2 protein-coding genes are annotated in these 15,729 nt (G+C 74.8%); one reads left to right on the top strand and one right to left on the bottom strand.

All coding sequences use genetic code 11. The features are described 5' to 3' along the window. The first annotated feature begins 115 nt into the window (after window positions 1-115). Window positions 116-14,383, top strand: coding sequence for an amino acid adenylation domain-containing protein (locus ACIQZN_RS10165; RefSeq protein WP_403990207.1), 14,268 nt, complete (start codon window positions 116-118; stop codon window positions 14,381-14,383). Here ACIQZN_RS10165 and ACIQZN_RS10160 read toward each other — a convergent pair. After that, window positions 14,331-15,641: an RNA-guided endonuclease InsQ/TnpB family protein gene (locus ACIQZN_RS10160; protein WP_403990205.1), complete on the bottom strand. Its 1,311-nt coding sequence runs from the start codon at window positions 15,639-15,641 to the stop codon at window positions 14,331-14,333. The genes ACIQZN_RS10165 and ACIQZN_RS10160 overlap by 53 nt on opposite strands. Window positions 15,642-15,729: the final 88 nt, after the last annotated feature.

Genomic DNA, 15,729 nt, shown 5'->3' with positions numbered 1-15,729 from the left:
ACGTTCTCCTCGCTTTTACCCGCCCGTAGTCGGCCATGGACGCCGCACCGGCACGGCCGGCTTCGTCCTGCCCTCTTCGTCCCCCCGAAAGCTCTCCCCAAAGGTGTGTCCCGGCATGCGCGAAAACGGCTCTGTCACCCCGGAATCCGCTCCCGAAGAGTTCTTCGGGACGACCGCAGCCCAGCAGGGCGTCTGGTACGGGCAACTGGTCGACCCCGACAGCCCGAAATACAACATCGGTGAATGCTTCGAGATCCGGGGCGACCTGGACGAGGCTCTATTCGCCGCCGCCGTCGACCGGGCCTGCGAACTGTGCGACAGCCTCAACCTCGAGTTCGTCACGGAGGGCGACACCCTCCTCCAGCGCATCGTCCGCGAGCCCGGCGCCCGCCGGCTCCGGATCGTGGACGTGTCCCGGGCCGCCGACCCCGCCGCCGAGGTCGAGCGCTACCTCGCGACGGACATGGCCACGCCCGACACCCTGCACCGCCCCCGCCACCACATGGCCCTGCTCCGCGCCGGCGAAGGCCTGTCCTACTGGTACGTCCGCTTCCACCACATAGCCGTCGACGGCCTCGGCGGCGCCGTCTTCACCCGCGCCGTGGCCGACCTCTACGGACGCGCGGTGCGGGGCGAGGACCTCGCCGGGGCCACGCTGCCCGCCGCGCCCCTGCGCGAACTCGTCGCCGACGAGACGGCCTACCGGGAATCCGGCCGCCACGAGGCCGACCGCGCCTACTGGACCGACAAGTTCGCCGACCCGGCCCCCGAGACCGGGGACGACGACGCGCACGGCGGCCGGACGCTCATCCGCCGCCGCACCGACCTCCCTGCACCGGCCGGCCCCGACGCACCGGCCGCCACCGGCACATCCGGCATGCGGCTGCACAACGGCGAATCCCTGTCCGCCGAGGTCTTCGAGGACCTGCGCCGGCTCGCCGCCGCCCACCGCACCACATGGAGCGCCGTCCTCGTCGCCGCGGTCGCCGCGTACACCGCCCGGGTCACCGGCACCCGCGAGGTCACCGTGGGCCTCGCCTCCAACGGCCGGCACGGCGGGCTGCGGCACATCGTCGGCATGACCGCCAACATCCTGCCCCTGCGCCTGACCCTCACCGACACCATGTCCGTCGGCGACCTCGTCCGCGAGGCCGCGGCCGAGATGCGCGGCGCCCTGCGCCACCGCCGCTTCTCGCGCGAACAGCTCGCCCGCGAACTGAACACCGGCGACGACGCGGACCGCCTCACCGGCATCGTCGTCAACATCATGGGCTACGACTACGACCGGGACTTCGCCGGAATCCCCGCGCCCTCCCGGGTGCTGTCGGTCGGCCAGGTGGACGACGTGTCCCTCTTCGTCTCCGAACGGGCCGAGGGCAAGGGCCCGTTGATCGGCTTCGACGCCCGGCCCGACCTCTACCGCCCCGAGGACGTGCGGCTCCACGAGCAGGCCGTCGTGTCCTTCGTCTCCGCCCTCGCCGCCGCCGACCCCGGCCTCCCTCTGCGCGGCCTGCCGCTCGTGGACGGAGCCACCGCCCCCGCCCTGCACGCCCAGGGGCTCGGCACCGAGCTGCCCGAGAAGGCCCTCGCGCGGACCCTGCCGGAGGCGTTCCGGGAGCAGGTGCGCCGGACCCCGGACGCCCCGGCCGTCGTGGACGGCGCGCACACCCTCTCGTACCGGCAGCTGGACCGGGTGGCCGATGACCTCGCGAGCGCGCTGACCGGCTGGGGGATCGGCGCCGAGGACGGCGTCGGGGTGCTCCTCGGGCGCTCGGCCGCCGTGCCGGCCGCCACCCTCGCAAGCGTCGCAGCGGGCGCCGCCTACGTCCCGATGGACGCGGCCTGGCCCGCCGAACGGCTCGGCCGCGTCGCCGAATCCGCCCGCGTCCGCGCCCTGATCGCCGACGAGAGGACCGCCCGCGAACCCTGGGTCCGCGAGGCCGCCGCCCACCTGCCGCTCCTCGTGGTGGACGGGGGCGGCCGGGTGCTCGACGGTGCGCCGGAACGGCCCGGACCGCTGCCCCGGATCAGCAGACCCGACCGGCTCGCGTACGTCATGTTCACCTCCGGCTCCACCGGTCTGCCCAAGGGCGTCGGCGTCACCCACGCCGACGTCCTGGCCCTCGCCGCCGACAGCACCTGGACCGACGGGGTGTCCGACGCGGTCCTCATGCACTCCGCGTACGTCTTCGACGCCTCCACCTTCGAGCTCTGGGTGCCGCTCCTGAACGGCGGCCGGGTGGTCGTCGCCCCCGGCGGCGTCCTGGAGGCGCGCGTCGTCCGCGAGGCGGTGGAACGGCACAGCGCCACCGCGCTGTTCCTCACGACGGCCCTGTTCAACGTGATGGCCGAGGCGGACCCGGCGGTCTTCGCCGGGCTGCGCGTGGTCGCCGTCGGCGGCGAGGCCGCGAGCCCCGACCTCATGCAACGGGTGGCCGCCGCCTCGCCCCGCACACGCGTCCTGCACGTGTACGGCCCCACCGAGACCACCACCTTCGCCACCCGCCACCCCGTCACCGCCGAGACCTCCGGTGTGCCGCCCATCGGCCGCCCGCTGGACGGCATGGGCCTGTACGTGCTCGACGGCACCCTGGACCTGGTGCCGCCCGGCGTGGTGGGGGAGCTGTACGTGAGCGGGCACGGCGTCGCCCGCGGCTATCAGGGCCGTCCCGCGCTCACCGCCGCCCGCTTCGTCGCCGACCCGTACGGTCCGCCCGGCAGCCGGATGTACCGCACCGGCGACCTCGTGCGCTGGACCGCCGCAGGAGACATCGAGTACGTCGGGCGCGCCGACGGCCAGGTCAAGCTGCGCGGCTTCCGCATCGAACCGGCCGAGACCGAGCACGCCCTGCTCACCGACCCGGACGTGCGCGGCGCCTGCGTCATGGTCCGCGAGGACACCCCCGGTGACCGCCGGCTCGTCGCCTATGTGGTGCCCGCCCCCGGAGCCCGCACGGACACCGCCGCACTGGCCCGCCGCGTCGGGCGCACGCTGCCCGCGTACATGGTGCCGTCCGCCTTCGTCGTCCTCGACGCCCTGCCCCTCAACCCCAACGGCAAGGTCGACCGCCGCGCCCTGCCCGCGCCCCGGACCGCCACCGGCACCGGCCGGGCGCCGCGCACCGCGTACGAGGAAGTGCTCGCCGGGCTGTTCGCCGACGTGCTGGGCACGGACGCGGTCGGGGTGGACGACAGCTTCTTCGCCCTCGGCGGTCACTCGCTGCTCGCCACCCGGCTCACCGGCCGGGTCAGGGCCGCCCTCGGCGTCGAACTCGCCCTGGCCACGCTCTTCGACCACCCCACGGTCGCCGCCCTGGCCGCCGCCCTGGACACCGCGGGCGCCGCCCGCCCCGTCCTCGTACCGCAGACCCGGCCCGAGGAGCTGCCGCTGTCCTTCGCGCAGCAGCGCCTCTGGTTCCTCAACCGGTCCGAGGCGCCCGGCGACACCTACAACGTCCCGCTCGTCCTGGAGCTCGACGGCCCCCTGGACACCGGGGCACTGCGCGGCGCCCTCGCCGATGTGGCCGTCCGGCACGAGAGCCTGCGCACCACGTTCGCCGAGCGCGACGGCGTCCCCCGCCAGCGGATCATCGCGGCGGACGCCGCCGCGTCGCTCGTCCCGCTCACCGTCGAACAGCCCCCGGCGGACGGGGACACGGACGCCTGGGAGGCGGAGACGGTACGCCGGCTGAGCACCGCCCCCTTCGACCTGAGCCGGGACCCCGCCGTCCGCGCCCACCTGCTCCGGCACGGGCCCGCCCGGCACGTCCTGGTCCTCGTCCTGCACCACATCGTCGCCGACGGCTGGTCCCTCGCGCCGCTCTGCCGCGACCTCTCCGCCGCCTACGTGGCCAGGACCGAGGGCACCGGCGCCCCGGACTGGGCGCCGCTGCGCGTGCAGTACGCCGACTACACCCTCTGGCAGCACCGGCTGCTCGGCGACGACGGCGATCCGGACAGCCTCGCCGCCCGGCAGACCGCCTTCTGGCAGGAGGCCCTGCGCGGCGCCCCCGGCCTGCTCGCCCTGCCCCTCGACCGGCCGCGCCCCGCCGTGCCCAGCCACCGGGGCGCGTCCGTCCCCTTCGACCTGCCCGCCCCGGCGCACGCCGCCCTCGTCCGGCTCGCCCGCACCGCCGGGTGCACGCCGTTCATGGTGCTCCAGGCGGCCCTCGCCGTGACGCTCGGCGCCCATGGCGCGGGCAGCGACATCCCGCTGGGCACGGCGGTGGCCGGGCGCACCGACGAGGTACTCGACGAGCTGGTCGGCTTCTTCGTCAACACCGTCGTCCTGCGCACCGACCTCTCCGGCGAGCCGACGTTCCGCGAACTCCTCGACCGGGTCAAGCAGTCCGACATCGCCGCCTTCGGCCACAGCGACCTGCCGTTCGAACGGATCGTGGAGGCCGTCAACCCGGAGCGGTCCGGCGACCACCACCCCCTCTTCCAGACGATGCTGGTCCTCCAGAACCAGGACCGGGCCGAACCGGAGCTGCCCGGCATCACCGTCCGCGACCGGTCCCGGCACCAGGGCGGCAGCAAGTTCGACCTCACCTTCTCGCTGACCGAGACCGAGGGGGGCCCGGAAGGCCCCGGGGGCATCGGCGGCTATCTGGAGTACGCCACCGACCTCTTCGACGCCGGCACCGCCCGCGCCCTCTGCGCCCGCTTCGCCCGCATCCTCACCCAGGCCGTCGGCGACCCCGGCCGCCCCATCGGCGACCTGGACCCCCTCACCCCGGCCGAGCGGGACGGCCTCCTCGCCCGGGGGCACGGCGAGCCCTGGCCCCTGCCGGTGCTCACCGCCCCCGAAGCGGTCCGGGAACAGGCCCTGCGTACGCCGGGAGCCGTCGCCGTGCGCGACGCGCACACCCACCTCACCTACGCCGAGCTCGACGCCCGGGCCGACGCGCTCGCCCACGCGCTGCGCGAGCGCGGTGCGGGCCGGGAGACCTGGGTCGCCATCGCCGCGCCGCCCTCCGTGCACACCGTCGTCGCCATGCTGGCCGTGCTGCGGTCCGGCGCCGCGTACCTGCCGGTCGACCCGGCCTACCCGCACGCCCGCATCCGCCACATGCTGGACGACGCCCGCCCCGTCCTCGTCCTCACCGCCGGGGACGTGCCCACCGGGGACATCCCCCGGCTGGCCGTCGACGCCCCGCACGTGAACCCCGCCACTCCGCTGCCGTACACACCCCACCCGGCGGATCCCGCGTACATCATCCACACCTCCGGGTCCACCGGCCGCCCCAAGGGCGTGGTCGTCACCCACGGCGCCCTGGCCAACCACATGGCCTGGATGGCCGGACACCTGACGATCACTCAGGAGGACCGGGTCCTCGCCCGGACCTCAACCAGCTTCGACGCCTCCGTGTGGGAGGTGTGGCTTCCGCTGATGTACGGCGCCGAGGTGTGCGTACTGCCCTCCGGCGCCAACACGGAGCCGGACGCGCTGGTCTCCTGGATGAGCCGATTCGGCGTCACCGTCGCCCAGTTCGTGCCCTCGCACCTCGCCCTCGTCCTGTCCGAGGCGGCCCACGCCGCGCCCGTGCCCGCTCTGCGCGCCGTCCTGTGCGGCGGGGAGCCCCTGCCGCGCGCCCTCGCCGAGGAGACGGCCGCCCTGTGGCGGACGGAGGTGCACAACCTCTACGGACCGACCGAGGCCACCATCGACGCGACCGCCCACCGCGTCCCCGCCACGCCCGACACCCCGTACGAGACGGTGCCGATCGGCCGGCCCGTCGACACCATGCGCGCCTACGTCCTGGACCACCGGCTGCGGCCCGTGCCGCCCGGGGTCACCGGTGAGCTCTACCTCTCGGGCCCCAACCTCGCCCGCGGCTACCTGGACCGGCCCGGGCTGACCGCCGCCCGCTTCGTCGCCGACCCTTTCGGGGGCACCGGCGTCCGCATGTACCGGACCGGCGACCTCGTCCGATGGAACGCGGCCGGGCTGCTCGACTACGTGTCCCGCGCCGACGACCAGGTCAAGCTGCGGGGCTTCCGCATCGAACCCGGCGAGATCGAGGCCGCGCTGCTCGCCCGCCCCGGGGTCACCGCCGCCTGCGCGGTGATCCGGGAAGACGCGCCGGGGGAGCGCCGGCTCGTCGCCTACGCCGTCACCACGGACCAGGGCCCGCGCCCGGCCGCCCTGCGCGACGCCCTCGCCGAGGCGCTGCCGCACTACATGGTGCCCGCCGCGATCGTCGTCCTGGACGAGCTGCCGCTCCTGCCCAACGGCAAGACCGACCGGCGCGCCCTGCCCCGGCCGGAGGAGGAAACGGGGGACAGCGCAGGCGCGCTCGGCCCCCGCGAGGACCTGCTCGCCGGGATCTTCGCCGAAGTGCTGGGCCGCCCCGGCGTCGGACCGCACGACAGCTTCTTCGACCTGGGCGGGCACTCGCTCCTCGCGATGCGCGTCGTCAGCCGGGTCCGCACGGTCCTCGGCGCCGACCTCGCCGTACGCACCCTGTTCGAGCACCCGACCGTCGCCGGGCTCGCCCGGGCTCTGGACCCCCGGGGGCGCTCCCGCCCGCCGGTGCTGCCCGTGGCCGAGCGGCCCGACCCGATGCCCCTGTCGTACGCGCAGCAACGCCTCTGGTTCCTGAACCGGCTCGACGGGCCCAGCTCCTCGTACCACATCCCGCTGGTGCTCGACATCGCCGGGCCGCTGGACACCGACGCCCTGCGCGCCGCCCTCCGGGACGTCGTGGAGCGGCACGAGGCGCTGCGCACCGTCTTCCCCGAACGGGACGGTGTGCCGCGACAGTTGGTGCTGCCCGCCGATGCCGTCGCGCCCCGGCTGCCCGTCGAGAGCACGGCCCCGGCCTGGCTGGACGCGGCCGTCACGGCCGCCGTGGACGAGCCGTTCGACGTGGCCGGGGATCCGCCGCTGCGGGTCAGGCTGCTGCGCACCGCGCCCGGCCGCCACGTCCTCGTCCTGGTCCTGCACCACATCGCGGGCGACGGCTGGTCCCTCGCCCCGCTCGCCCGCCACCTGGGCGACGCCTACCGGGCGCGCCTCGCCGGGCGGGAGCCCGAGGCCGGCCACGGACTCCAGTACGCCGACTACACCCTGTGGCAGCAGGCCGTCCTGGGGGACCCGGACGCCCCCGGCAGTGTGCTGCGCGAGCAGCTGGACCACTGGCACACCGCGCTCGCCGGACTGCCCGGGCTCATCGACCTGCCGCTCGACCGCCCGCGCCCGGTCGCCACCGACCCCTCGGGGGGCGTGCACGCCTTCGACGTACCGCCCGCTCTGCACGCCGAACTCCTGCGTGTGGCGCGGGAGTCGGGCACCACGCTGTTCATGGTGCTCCAAGCGGCCGTCGCCACGCTGCTGCACCGGCACGGCGCGGGCGACGACATCCCCCTCGGCACGCCCGTCGCGGGCCGCACCGACGAGGCGCTGGAGGACCTGGTCGGGTTCTTCGTGAACACCCTCGTCCTGCGCACCGATCTGTCCGGCGCGCCCACCTTCCGTGAACTCCTGGAGCGGGTGCGGGAGTTCGACCTCGCCGCGTACGCACACCAGGACGTGCCGTTCGAGCGGCTGGTCGAGAGCGTCAACCCGGTCAGGGCCCGCAACCACCACCCCCTGTTCCAGACCATGCTGGTCCTCCAGAACCAGGACGCCGTACGCCCCGAGCTGCCCGGACTCGACGTCGAGGACCGGCTCGTCCACAACGGCCTGAGCAAATTCGACCTCACCTTCGCCTTCGGGGAGGAGCGGGGCGCGGGCGGACTCACCGCCGGGATCGAGTACGCCACCGCCCTCTTCGACCGCGTCACCGTCGAGGCCCTGGCGGCGCGCCTGCTGCGGCTCCTGGAACAGGTCGCGGCCGACCCCGTCCGGCCCCTCGCGGACTACGACCTGCTCGCCCCGGACGAGCGCACCCGCACCGCCCGCTGGGGCACCGGCCGCGAACTGCCGCCCCCCGCACCGGAGACCACCCTGCCCGCACTCTTCGCCGCGCAGGCCCGCCGCACCCCGGACGCCGTGGCCGTGACCGGTGACGGCACCACCCTCACGTACACCGCGCTCGACACCCTCTCGGCCGATCTGGCCCGCGCCCTCGCCGGTCTCGGCGCGGGCCCGGAGACCGGTGTCGGCGTGCTGCTCTCCCGGTCACCGGCCGTCGTCTCCGCCTCGCTCGGCGCGGTGCGCGCCGCCGCCGCGTACGTCCCGATGGACGCGCGCTGGCCCCGGGAACGGCTCGACCAGGTCGCCGACGTGGCCGACGTCCGGGTCCTCGTCGTGGACGAGCCGGCCGCCGCGTCCGCCTGGGTGACCGAGACCGCCCGCCGCATCCCGGTCCTCGTCGTGGACCGCACCGGACGCGTCCTGCGCGGCGCGCCCCCGGCACCCGGAAGGACCGCCGCCGTACCGGGCCCGGACTCGCTCGCGTACGTCATGTTCACCTCCGGCTCGACCGGCCTGCCCAAGGGCGTCGGGGTCAGCCACGCCGACGTGGCGGCGCTGGCCGAGGACTCCGCCTGGCACGGCGGCGCGGCCGACGCGGTCCTCATGCACTCCGCGTACGTCTTCGACGCGTCCACCTTCGAGATGTGGGCGCCCCTCCTGCGCGGCGGCACGGTCGTCGTCGCACCCGAAGGCGTCCTGGAGGCCGGGACACTCCGCGCCGCCGTACGCGAACAGGGCGTCACCGCAGTGTTCCTGACGACTGCTCTGCTCAACGTGATCGCCGACACCGACCCCGACGCCTTCGCCGGGCTCCGCCTCGTCTGCGCGGGCGGCGAACTCGCCTCGCCCGACGCGATGCAGCGCGTCGCGGGCGCCGCGCCCGGTGTCCGCGTCCTGCATGTGTACGGCCCCACCGAGACCACCACCTTCGCCACCCGCTACGACGTGGCCGCCGACCTCCCGGCGGGCCCGCCGCCCATCGGACGGCCCCTGGACGGCATGCGGCTGTACGTGCTCGACGGCTCGCTGGGCCCCGTCCCCGCGGGTGTCACGGGCGAGCTGTACCTCGCCGGACGCGGCGTCGCCCGGGGCTACACCGGCCTGCCCGCCCTGACCGCCACCCGGTTCGTCGCCGACCCCTTCGACCCGGACGGCGGGCGCATGTACCGCACCGGCGACCTCGTGAAGTGGACCCCGGACGGACAGATCGCCTACGTCTCCCGCGCCGACAGCCAGGTCAAGCTGCGCGGCTACCGCATCGAACCCGGCGAGATCGAGTCCGTACTCGCCTGCTGCGAAGGGGTCGCCGACTCCTTCACCGTCGTACGCGAGGACGTGCCCGGGGACCGGCGGCTCGTCGCATACGTGGTGCCCACCGGGGCCGTCCGCCCCGACCCGGCCGACCTGGCCGAGGCCGTCGGCCGGTCCCTGCCCGCCTACATGGTGCCCTCCGCGTTCGTCCTGATCGACGCGCTGCCGCTGACCGTCAACGGCAAGGTGGACCGGCGCGCCCTGCCCGCGCCCGAACAGCACGCCGCGCCGCGCGGGCGCGCCGCCCGCACCGCGCGCGAGGAGATCGTCTGCGGCCTCGTCGCCGACGTCCTCGGCCTCCCGGCCGTGGGCGCCGACGACGACTTCTTCGCCCTGGGCGGCCACTCCCTGCTCGCCACCCGGCTCGTCGCCCGCATCCGGACCGCGCTCGCCGTCGAGGTCCAGGTCAGGGCGGTCTTCGAGCACCCCACGCCCGCCGCCCTCGCCGCCTCCCTCGGCGATGCCGGAACCGTCACCCCGCCCCTGGTGCGCACCCCGCACCGACCGGACCCGCTGCCGCTGTCCTTCGCGCAGCAGCGCCTGTGGTTCCTCAACCGGTTCGAGGGCCCGAGCCCCACCTACAACGTGCCGCTGGTACTGCGCCTGGAAGGACCGCTCGACGCCCCGGCCCTCGAACGCGCCCTCGTGGACGTCGTCGAACGGCACGAGAGCCTGCGCACCGTCTTCCCCGAGACCGGCGGCGTGCCCCGTCAGCTCGTCCTCGCCGCCGACCACGCCGACCTGGACCTGACCCCCCGGGAGATCCGCCCGGACGACCTGGACGAGGCGCTGGCCGCCGAGGTGGCGCACGCCTTCGACGTCACCGCCGACCTGCCCGTACGGGCCCGGCTGCTCGGCCTCGGCGCCGAGTCCCACGTGCTGGTCCTGCTCGTCCACCACATCGCCGGCGACGGCTGGTCGCTCGCCCCGCTGGCCCGCGACCTGGGCGACGCCTACCGCCGCCGCAGCCGGGGCCAGGCGCCCGACCTGCCCGCACTCCGCGTCCAGTACGCCGACTACACCCTCTGGCAGCGCGCCCTCCTCGGCGACGAGAGCGACGCGGACAGCCGGGCCGCCCGGCAGCTGGACCACTGGCGCACCGCGCTGGCCGGAAGCCCCGGACTGCTCGCCCTGCCCCTGGACCGGCCGCGCCCCGCCGTCCTCACCTACCGGGGCGACGCCTTCACGTTCCCCGTGGACGCGGACACGCACCGGGCGCTCGCCGAGCTGGCCCGCGCCCGGGGATGCAGCCTGTTCATGGTGCTCCAGGCGGCCCTGTCCGTCCTGCTCTCCCAGCACGGCGCCGGCGAGGACATCCCCCTCGGCACCGCCGTCGCCGGACGCACCGACGAGGCCCTGGACGATCTGGTGGGCTTCTTCGTCAACACCCTCGTCCTGCGCACCGACCTCACCGGCGACCCCACCTTCACCGAAGTGCTCGACCGGGTCCGGGCCTTCGACCTGGCCGCCTACGCCCACCAGGACCTGCCGTTCGAACGGCTGGTGGACGCCCTCGCCCCGGCCCGGGCGCAGGACCACCACCCGCTCTTCCAGACCATGATTGTCCTCCAGAACCAGGCGGACACCGCGCTCGGCCTCGACGGTCTCACCGTGACCGAGCAGCCCGTGCGGACAGGGATCAGCAAGTTCGACCTCACCTTCACCTTCACGGAGACCCGCGACGGGGCGGGCCGGCCCACCGGGCTCGACGGCAATCTGGAGTTCTCCACCGACCTCTTCGACCCCGCCACCGCGCACGCCCTGGCCGCACGCCTGACCCGCCTGCTCGCCTCGCTCGCCGCCGACCCCGAAGGGCGCGTCCGCACCGCCGCGTTCCTGGACGCGGCCGAGCGCGCCGAGCTGGACCGGGCCGCCCCGGGACCCGTCCGCCCGGTCCACGCCCGGACCGCCCCCGAGGCGTTCCGCGCCCAGGCCGCCCGGACCCCCGGGCGGATCGCGGTCCGGGCCGGCTCCCAGCAGCTCACCTTCGCCGAGCTGGACGCCCGCTCCGACGACCTGGCCCACCACCTCCACGACCGGGGCATCGGCCGCGGCGACCTCGTCGCCCTCGCCGCCGAAGGCAACGCCGACCGGGTCGTCGCGATGCTGGCGGTCGCCAAGGCCGGGGCCGCCTGCCTGCCCGTCGACCTGGACTATCCCGAGGCCCGCGTCACCCACATGCTGGAAGACGCCCGCCCGGCCCTGTTCCTGGTCCACGACGTGGCGCGCGCCGCCCGGTTCACGGCCGTGCCCCGCCTCGCGCTCGGCGACCGCTCCGCCTGGCCGGCCGGACGCGGGACGCCACCGGCCGCCGCCGCGCCCAGCCCGGACGACGCCGCGTACATCATCTACACCTCCGGGTCCACCGGCCGCCCCAAGGGCGTCGTCGTTCCGCACGCCTCGCTCACCAACCACATGGCCTGGATGGCCGGCCACCTCGCCCTCACCGACGACGACCGCGTCCTCGCCCGCACCTCACCCAGCTTCGACGCCTCGGTCTGGGAGACCTGGCTGCCCCTGCTGCACGGCGGCGCCACCTGCCCCGTACCGGCCGCGCTCAACCACGACCCGGCCGGGCTGCTCGCCCGGATGCGCGACGAGGGCGTCACCCTCGCCCAGTTCGTGCCCTCCCACCTCACGCTCCTGCTCACCGAGACCGGGCCCGAAGCGGCGCCCCCGGCGCTGCGCGCCGTCGCCTGCGGCGGCGAGCCCCTGACCCGCGCCCTGGCGGCCCGGGCCGGCCGCGCCTGGGGCGCCGAGGTGCACAACCTCTACGGCCCGACCGAGACCACCATCGACGCCACCGCCCACCACGTCCGCCCCGAGGACGCGGGGGAGGAGGGCGGCATCCCCCTCGGCCGCCCCGTCGACAACACCCGCGCCTACGTCCTGGACGCCGCGCTCCAGCCCGTACCGGCGGGTGTCACCGGCGAACTCCACATCGCGGGAGACGGCCTCGCCCGCGGCTACCTCGGCCGCCCCGGGCTCACCGCCACCCGCTTCGTCGCCGACCCCTTCGGCCCGGCCGGCAGCCGCATGTACCGCACGGGCGACCTCGTCCGGCGCGACGCCGACGGGCTCCTGCACTACGTCGCCCGCGCCGACGACCAGGTCAAGCTCAACGGCTTCCGCGTCGAACCCGGCGAGATCGAGGCCGCCCTCACCGCCGTCGACGGCATCACCGCCGCCTGCGCCCTGGTCCGCGAGGACCGGCCCGGCGAACGGCGCCTCGTCGCGTACACCGTGGGCGCCCGCCTCACCGACGGCGAACTGCGCACCCGGCTCACCACGGCCCTGCCGCCGTACATGGTGCCCGCCGCCTTCGTGGCCCTGGACGCGCTGCCGCTCCTGCCCAACGGCAAGACGGACCGCGCGGCCCTCCCCGCACCGGAGCGCCCGGACACCGCCCGGCCGGGCCGGGAGCCGCGCACCGCGCCCGAACGCGTCCTGTGCGAGGCGTTCGCTTCCGTCCTGCGCGCCCCCGCCGTCCGTACCGACGACGACTTCTTCGCGCTCGGCGGCGACAGCATCCTCTCCATCCAGCTCGTCAGCCGCGTCCGGGAAGCCGGACTCGCCGTCACCCCCCGGGATGTCTTCGTCCACCGCACCCCCGAGGCCATCGCGGCCGTCGCCGCACCGCTGGACGGCGCCACCGGCGAACCGGACGGGCACGGCACCGGCACCATGGAACCGACCCCTATCGCCGCCTGGTTCCTCGAACACCCCGGCACCACCGACGGCTACAACCAGTCCGGGGTGCTGAGCACCCCCGCCGGCGCCCACGAGGACACCCTCGTCACCGCGCTCCAGCTCCTCGCCGACCACCACGACATGCTCCGCCTGCGCGTCACCCGTGCCGCCGGAGGCGACCCCGTGCTCGAAGCGCTGCCGCCCGGCGCCGTCACGGCCCGGCGCCGCTTCACCCGTATCGACATCGCCGGACTCGACGCCGACGCCGCCCGGGCCGCGCTCACCGACGCCGGCGAACGGGCCCGCAGGCGCCTGCGGCCCTCCGCCGGCGCGGTCTTCGAGGCGGTCTGGGGCGACGCCGGACCCGGTGCGCGCGGGCGGCTGCTCCTCGTGGTGCACCACCTCTCCGTCGACGCGGTCTCCTGGCGCATCCTCGCCGACGACCTCGCCCACGCCTGGCAGGCCGCCACCGGCACGGCTTCCGCGCTGCCCGCCGCCACCACTTCGTACCGGCGCTGGTCCCAGCTCCTCGCCGAACAGGCCCGCACACCGGCCCGCACCGGCGAACTACCCCTGTGGGAAGAGGCACTGCGCACACCGGACCCCCAGCTGGGCTACCGGCCGCTCGACCCCTTCCTGGACACCGCCGACGGCACCCGCACCCTCACCACCCACCTGCCCGCCACCTGGACGAAGCCCCTCCTCACCACCGTCCCCGGCGCCTTCCACGCCGGAGTCGACGACATCCTGCTCACCGCGCTCGCCCTCGCCGTCAACGCCTGGCGCAGCCGCCCGGACACCGCCGTGCTCCTCGACCTGGAGAGCCACGGCCGGGAACAGATCGCCGACCACATCGACCTGTCCCGCACGGTCGGCTGGTTCACCAGCCTCTACCCCGTCCGGGTCGACCCCGGTCCGCTGGACGTCCGTGACCCGGCACGCTTCGGCACCTCGCTCGTTGAGCGTGCAGTGAAGCGCGTCAAGGAACAGCTGCGCGCCGTCCCCGACCACGGCGTCGGCCACGGCATGCTGCGCCGGCTCAACCCGGCCACCGCCCCCCGTCTGGCCGCTCCCGCACCCCAGATCGGCTTCAACTACCTGGGACGGTACGCGGCCCCGGGCCAGGCGGCGGACGGCGACTGGGAGGTCCTGCTCGACGCCGGCGGCCCCCGCAGCCAGGACCCGGACATGCCCGTGCACCACGTCCTCGACATCAACGCGCACACCGAGGACCTGCCGGAAGGCCCGCGCCTGGTGGCCCGCTGGACCTGGCCCAGCGACCTGCTGAAGGAGGAGGACGTGGGCGCACTCGCCGAGGCGTTCAACCGCGCCCTGCGCGCCGTCGCGGAACACGCCGAACAGCCCGGAGCAGGCGGCTACACGCCGTCCGACCTTCCCCTGGTCTCGCTCAACCAGGCCCAGATCGACCGACTGCAGAACAAGTGGGGTGGACGCAATTGACATCCTCCCCGCTCCAAGGGGCGGGGATTTCTGGCTCACGTTGGCCGGGGACCTGCGGTCCTCCGGCTCTTACACGATCGGCACCAGCCGGGTTGAGACCTGCCCGGACCAGCATCACGCGCGCGGAGTTCTTGTCCCTCGGGGACACGATCCCGCACGCGGTGCAGGTGTAGGTACGTTCCGAAAGAGGAAGTGCGTGCTTGGTTCTCGCACCGCACCGTGCGCAGTCCATCGTGGTATGCGCGGGATGCACCAGACGGATGTCCCGTCCGTGTTTGCGCCCCATCTCGATGAGGGCGGTCTTGGTGGCGCCGATCGCGGCGTCGGCGGCCTTTCGGGCCATGGTGGTCTTCGCCAGGAACTTCGGGCGGAAGTCCTCGACAGCGATCGCATCGTGGTCGCGGACCACCGCCTTGGCCCACTTGCGGGCGGTGTCCTGCCGCTGACGGACCACCTTCTTGTGCAGCTTCGCGGCCTGCCGCCGGGCGTATCGGTAGCCCTTGGACGCGGCCTTGCCCTTGGCGGGGCGACGGCGGGCCATCATCCGCTGATAGCGCCCCAGCTTCCGCGCCGCGCTCTTTCCGTGGCCGGGGTGGGGGAGGTCGTGGGCGTCGGATGTGGTGGTAGCGGTTTCCTTGACGCCCCAGTCCACGCCGAGCACACGCCCTGTGGCGGGGAGCGGCTGGGTCTCGGTGGTGACGACGAACGACGCGTACCAGTGCCCCAGTCTGTCCCGGTACACCCGCACCGAGGAGGGGGCGGACGGCAACTCGCGGGACCAGACGACGGTCAGGACGATGCCGCCCGCGAGGTGCAGGCGGCCATCCTTGAGGCGGAAGCCGCGCTGGGTGTAGTTCAGCGTGGGCCGTGCGTCCCGCTTGCGCTTGATCCGGGGCATCCCGGCCCGGCGCCGCACCGGCACCTTCGCCGTGATGTCTTTGACCGCCTTGGTACGGGACTTCGCGAAGTCACGGATGGTCTGCTGCTGCGAAACCGACGCCCCCTCACGCAACCACACCATCGACTGCCGCGCCTCGGTCAGCAGCCTGTCCAGCTGCGCCGGACCACACGACGTCTTCTCAACAGCGTTCCGGTTCGCGGCATGGACCTTGCGGGACATCGCCACGCACTCGTTCCACACCCACCGACACCGCGCCCACTCCGCCTCAAGGCCCGCCTGCGCGGACGACGACACACGCAACCGGTAGGTGAACCGGGCAAGCCCGGACCCCCGCTCAGCCACTGCCGTCGTCGCCATGATCCGCAACCTAGCAGTCCCCGCTGAAAACGAAAGAAAGCGCAGGTCACAACCAATGCACAGAGCACTCCGCCGCTTCGCGGCTCCG

The organism is Streptomyces sp. NPDC097595 (assembly GCF_044761525.1).
Lineage (GTDB): Bacteria > Actinomycetota > Actinomycetes > Streptomycetales > Streptomycetaceae > Streptomyces > Streptomyces drozdowiczii_A.
Note: the sequence above shows the minus strand (reverse complement) of the source record. Positions and strands in the feature narration are given on the sequence as shown.

Coding starts and splice junctions, on each gene's coding strand:
- ACIQZN_RS10160 (WP_403990205.1), bottom strand. CDS start 15,641: ATGGCGACGACGGCAGTGGCTGAGCGGGGGTCCGGGCTTGCCCGGTTC.
- ACIQZN_RS10165 (WP_403990207.1), top strand. CDS start 116: ATGCGCGAAAACGGCTCTGTCACCCCGGAATCCGCTCCCGAAGAGTTC.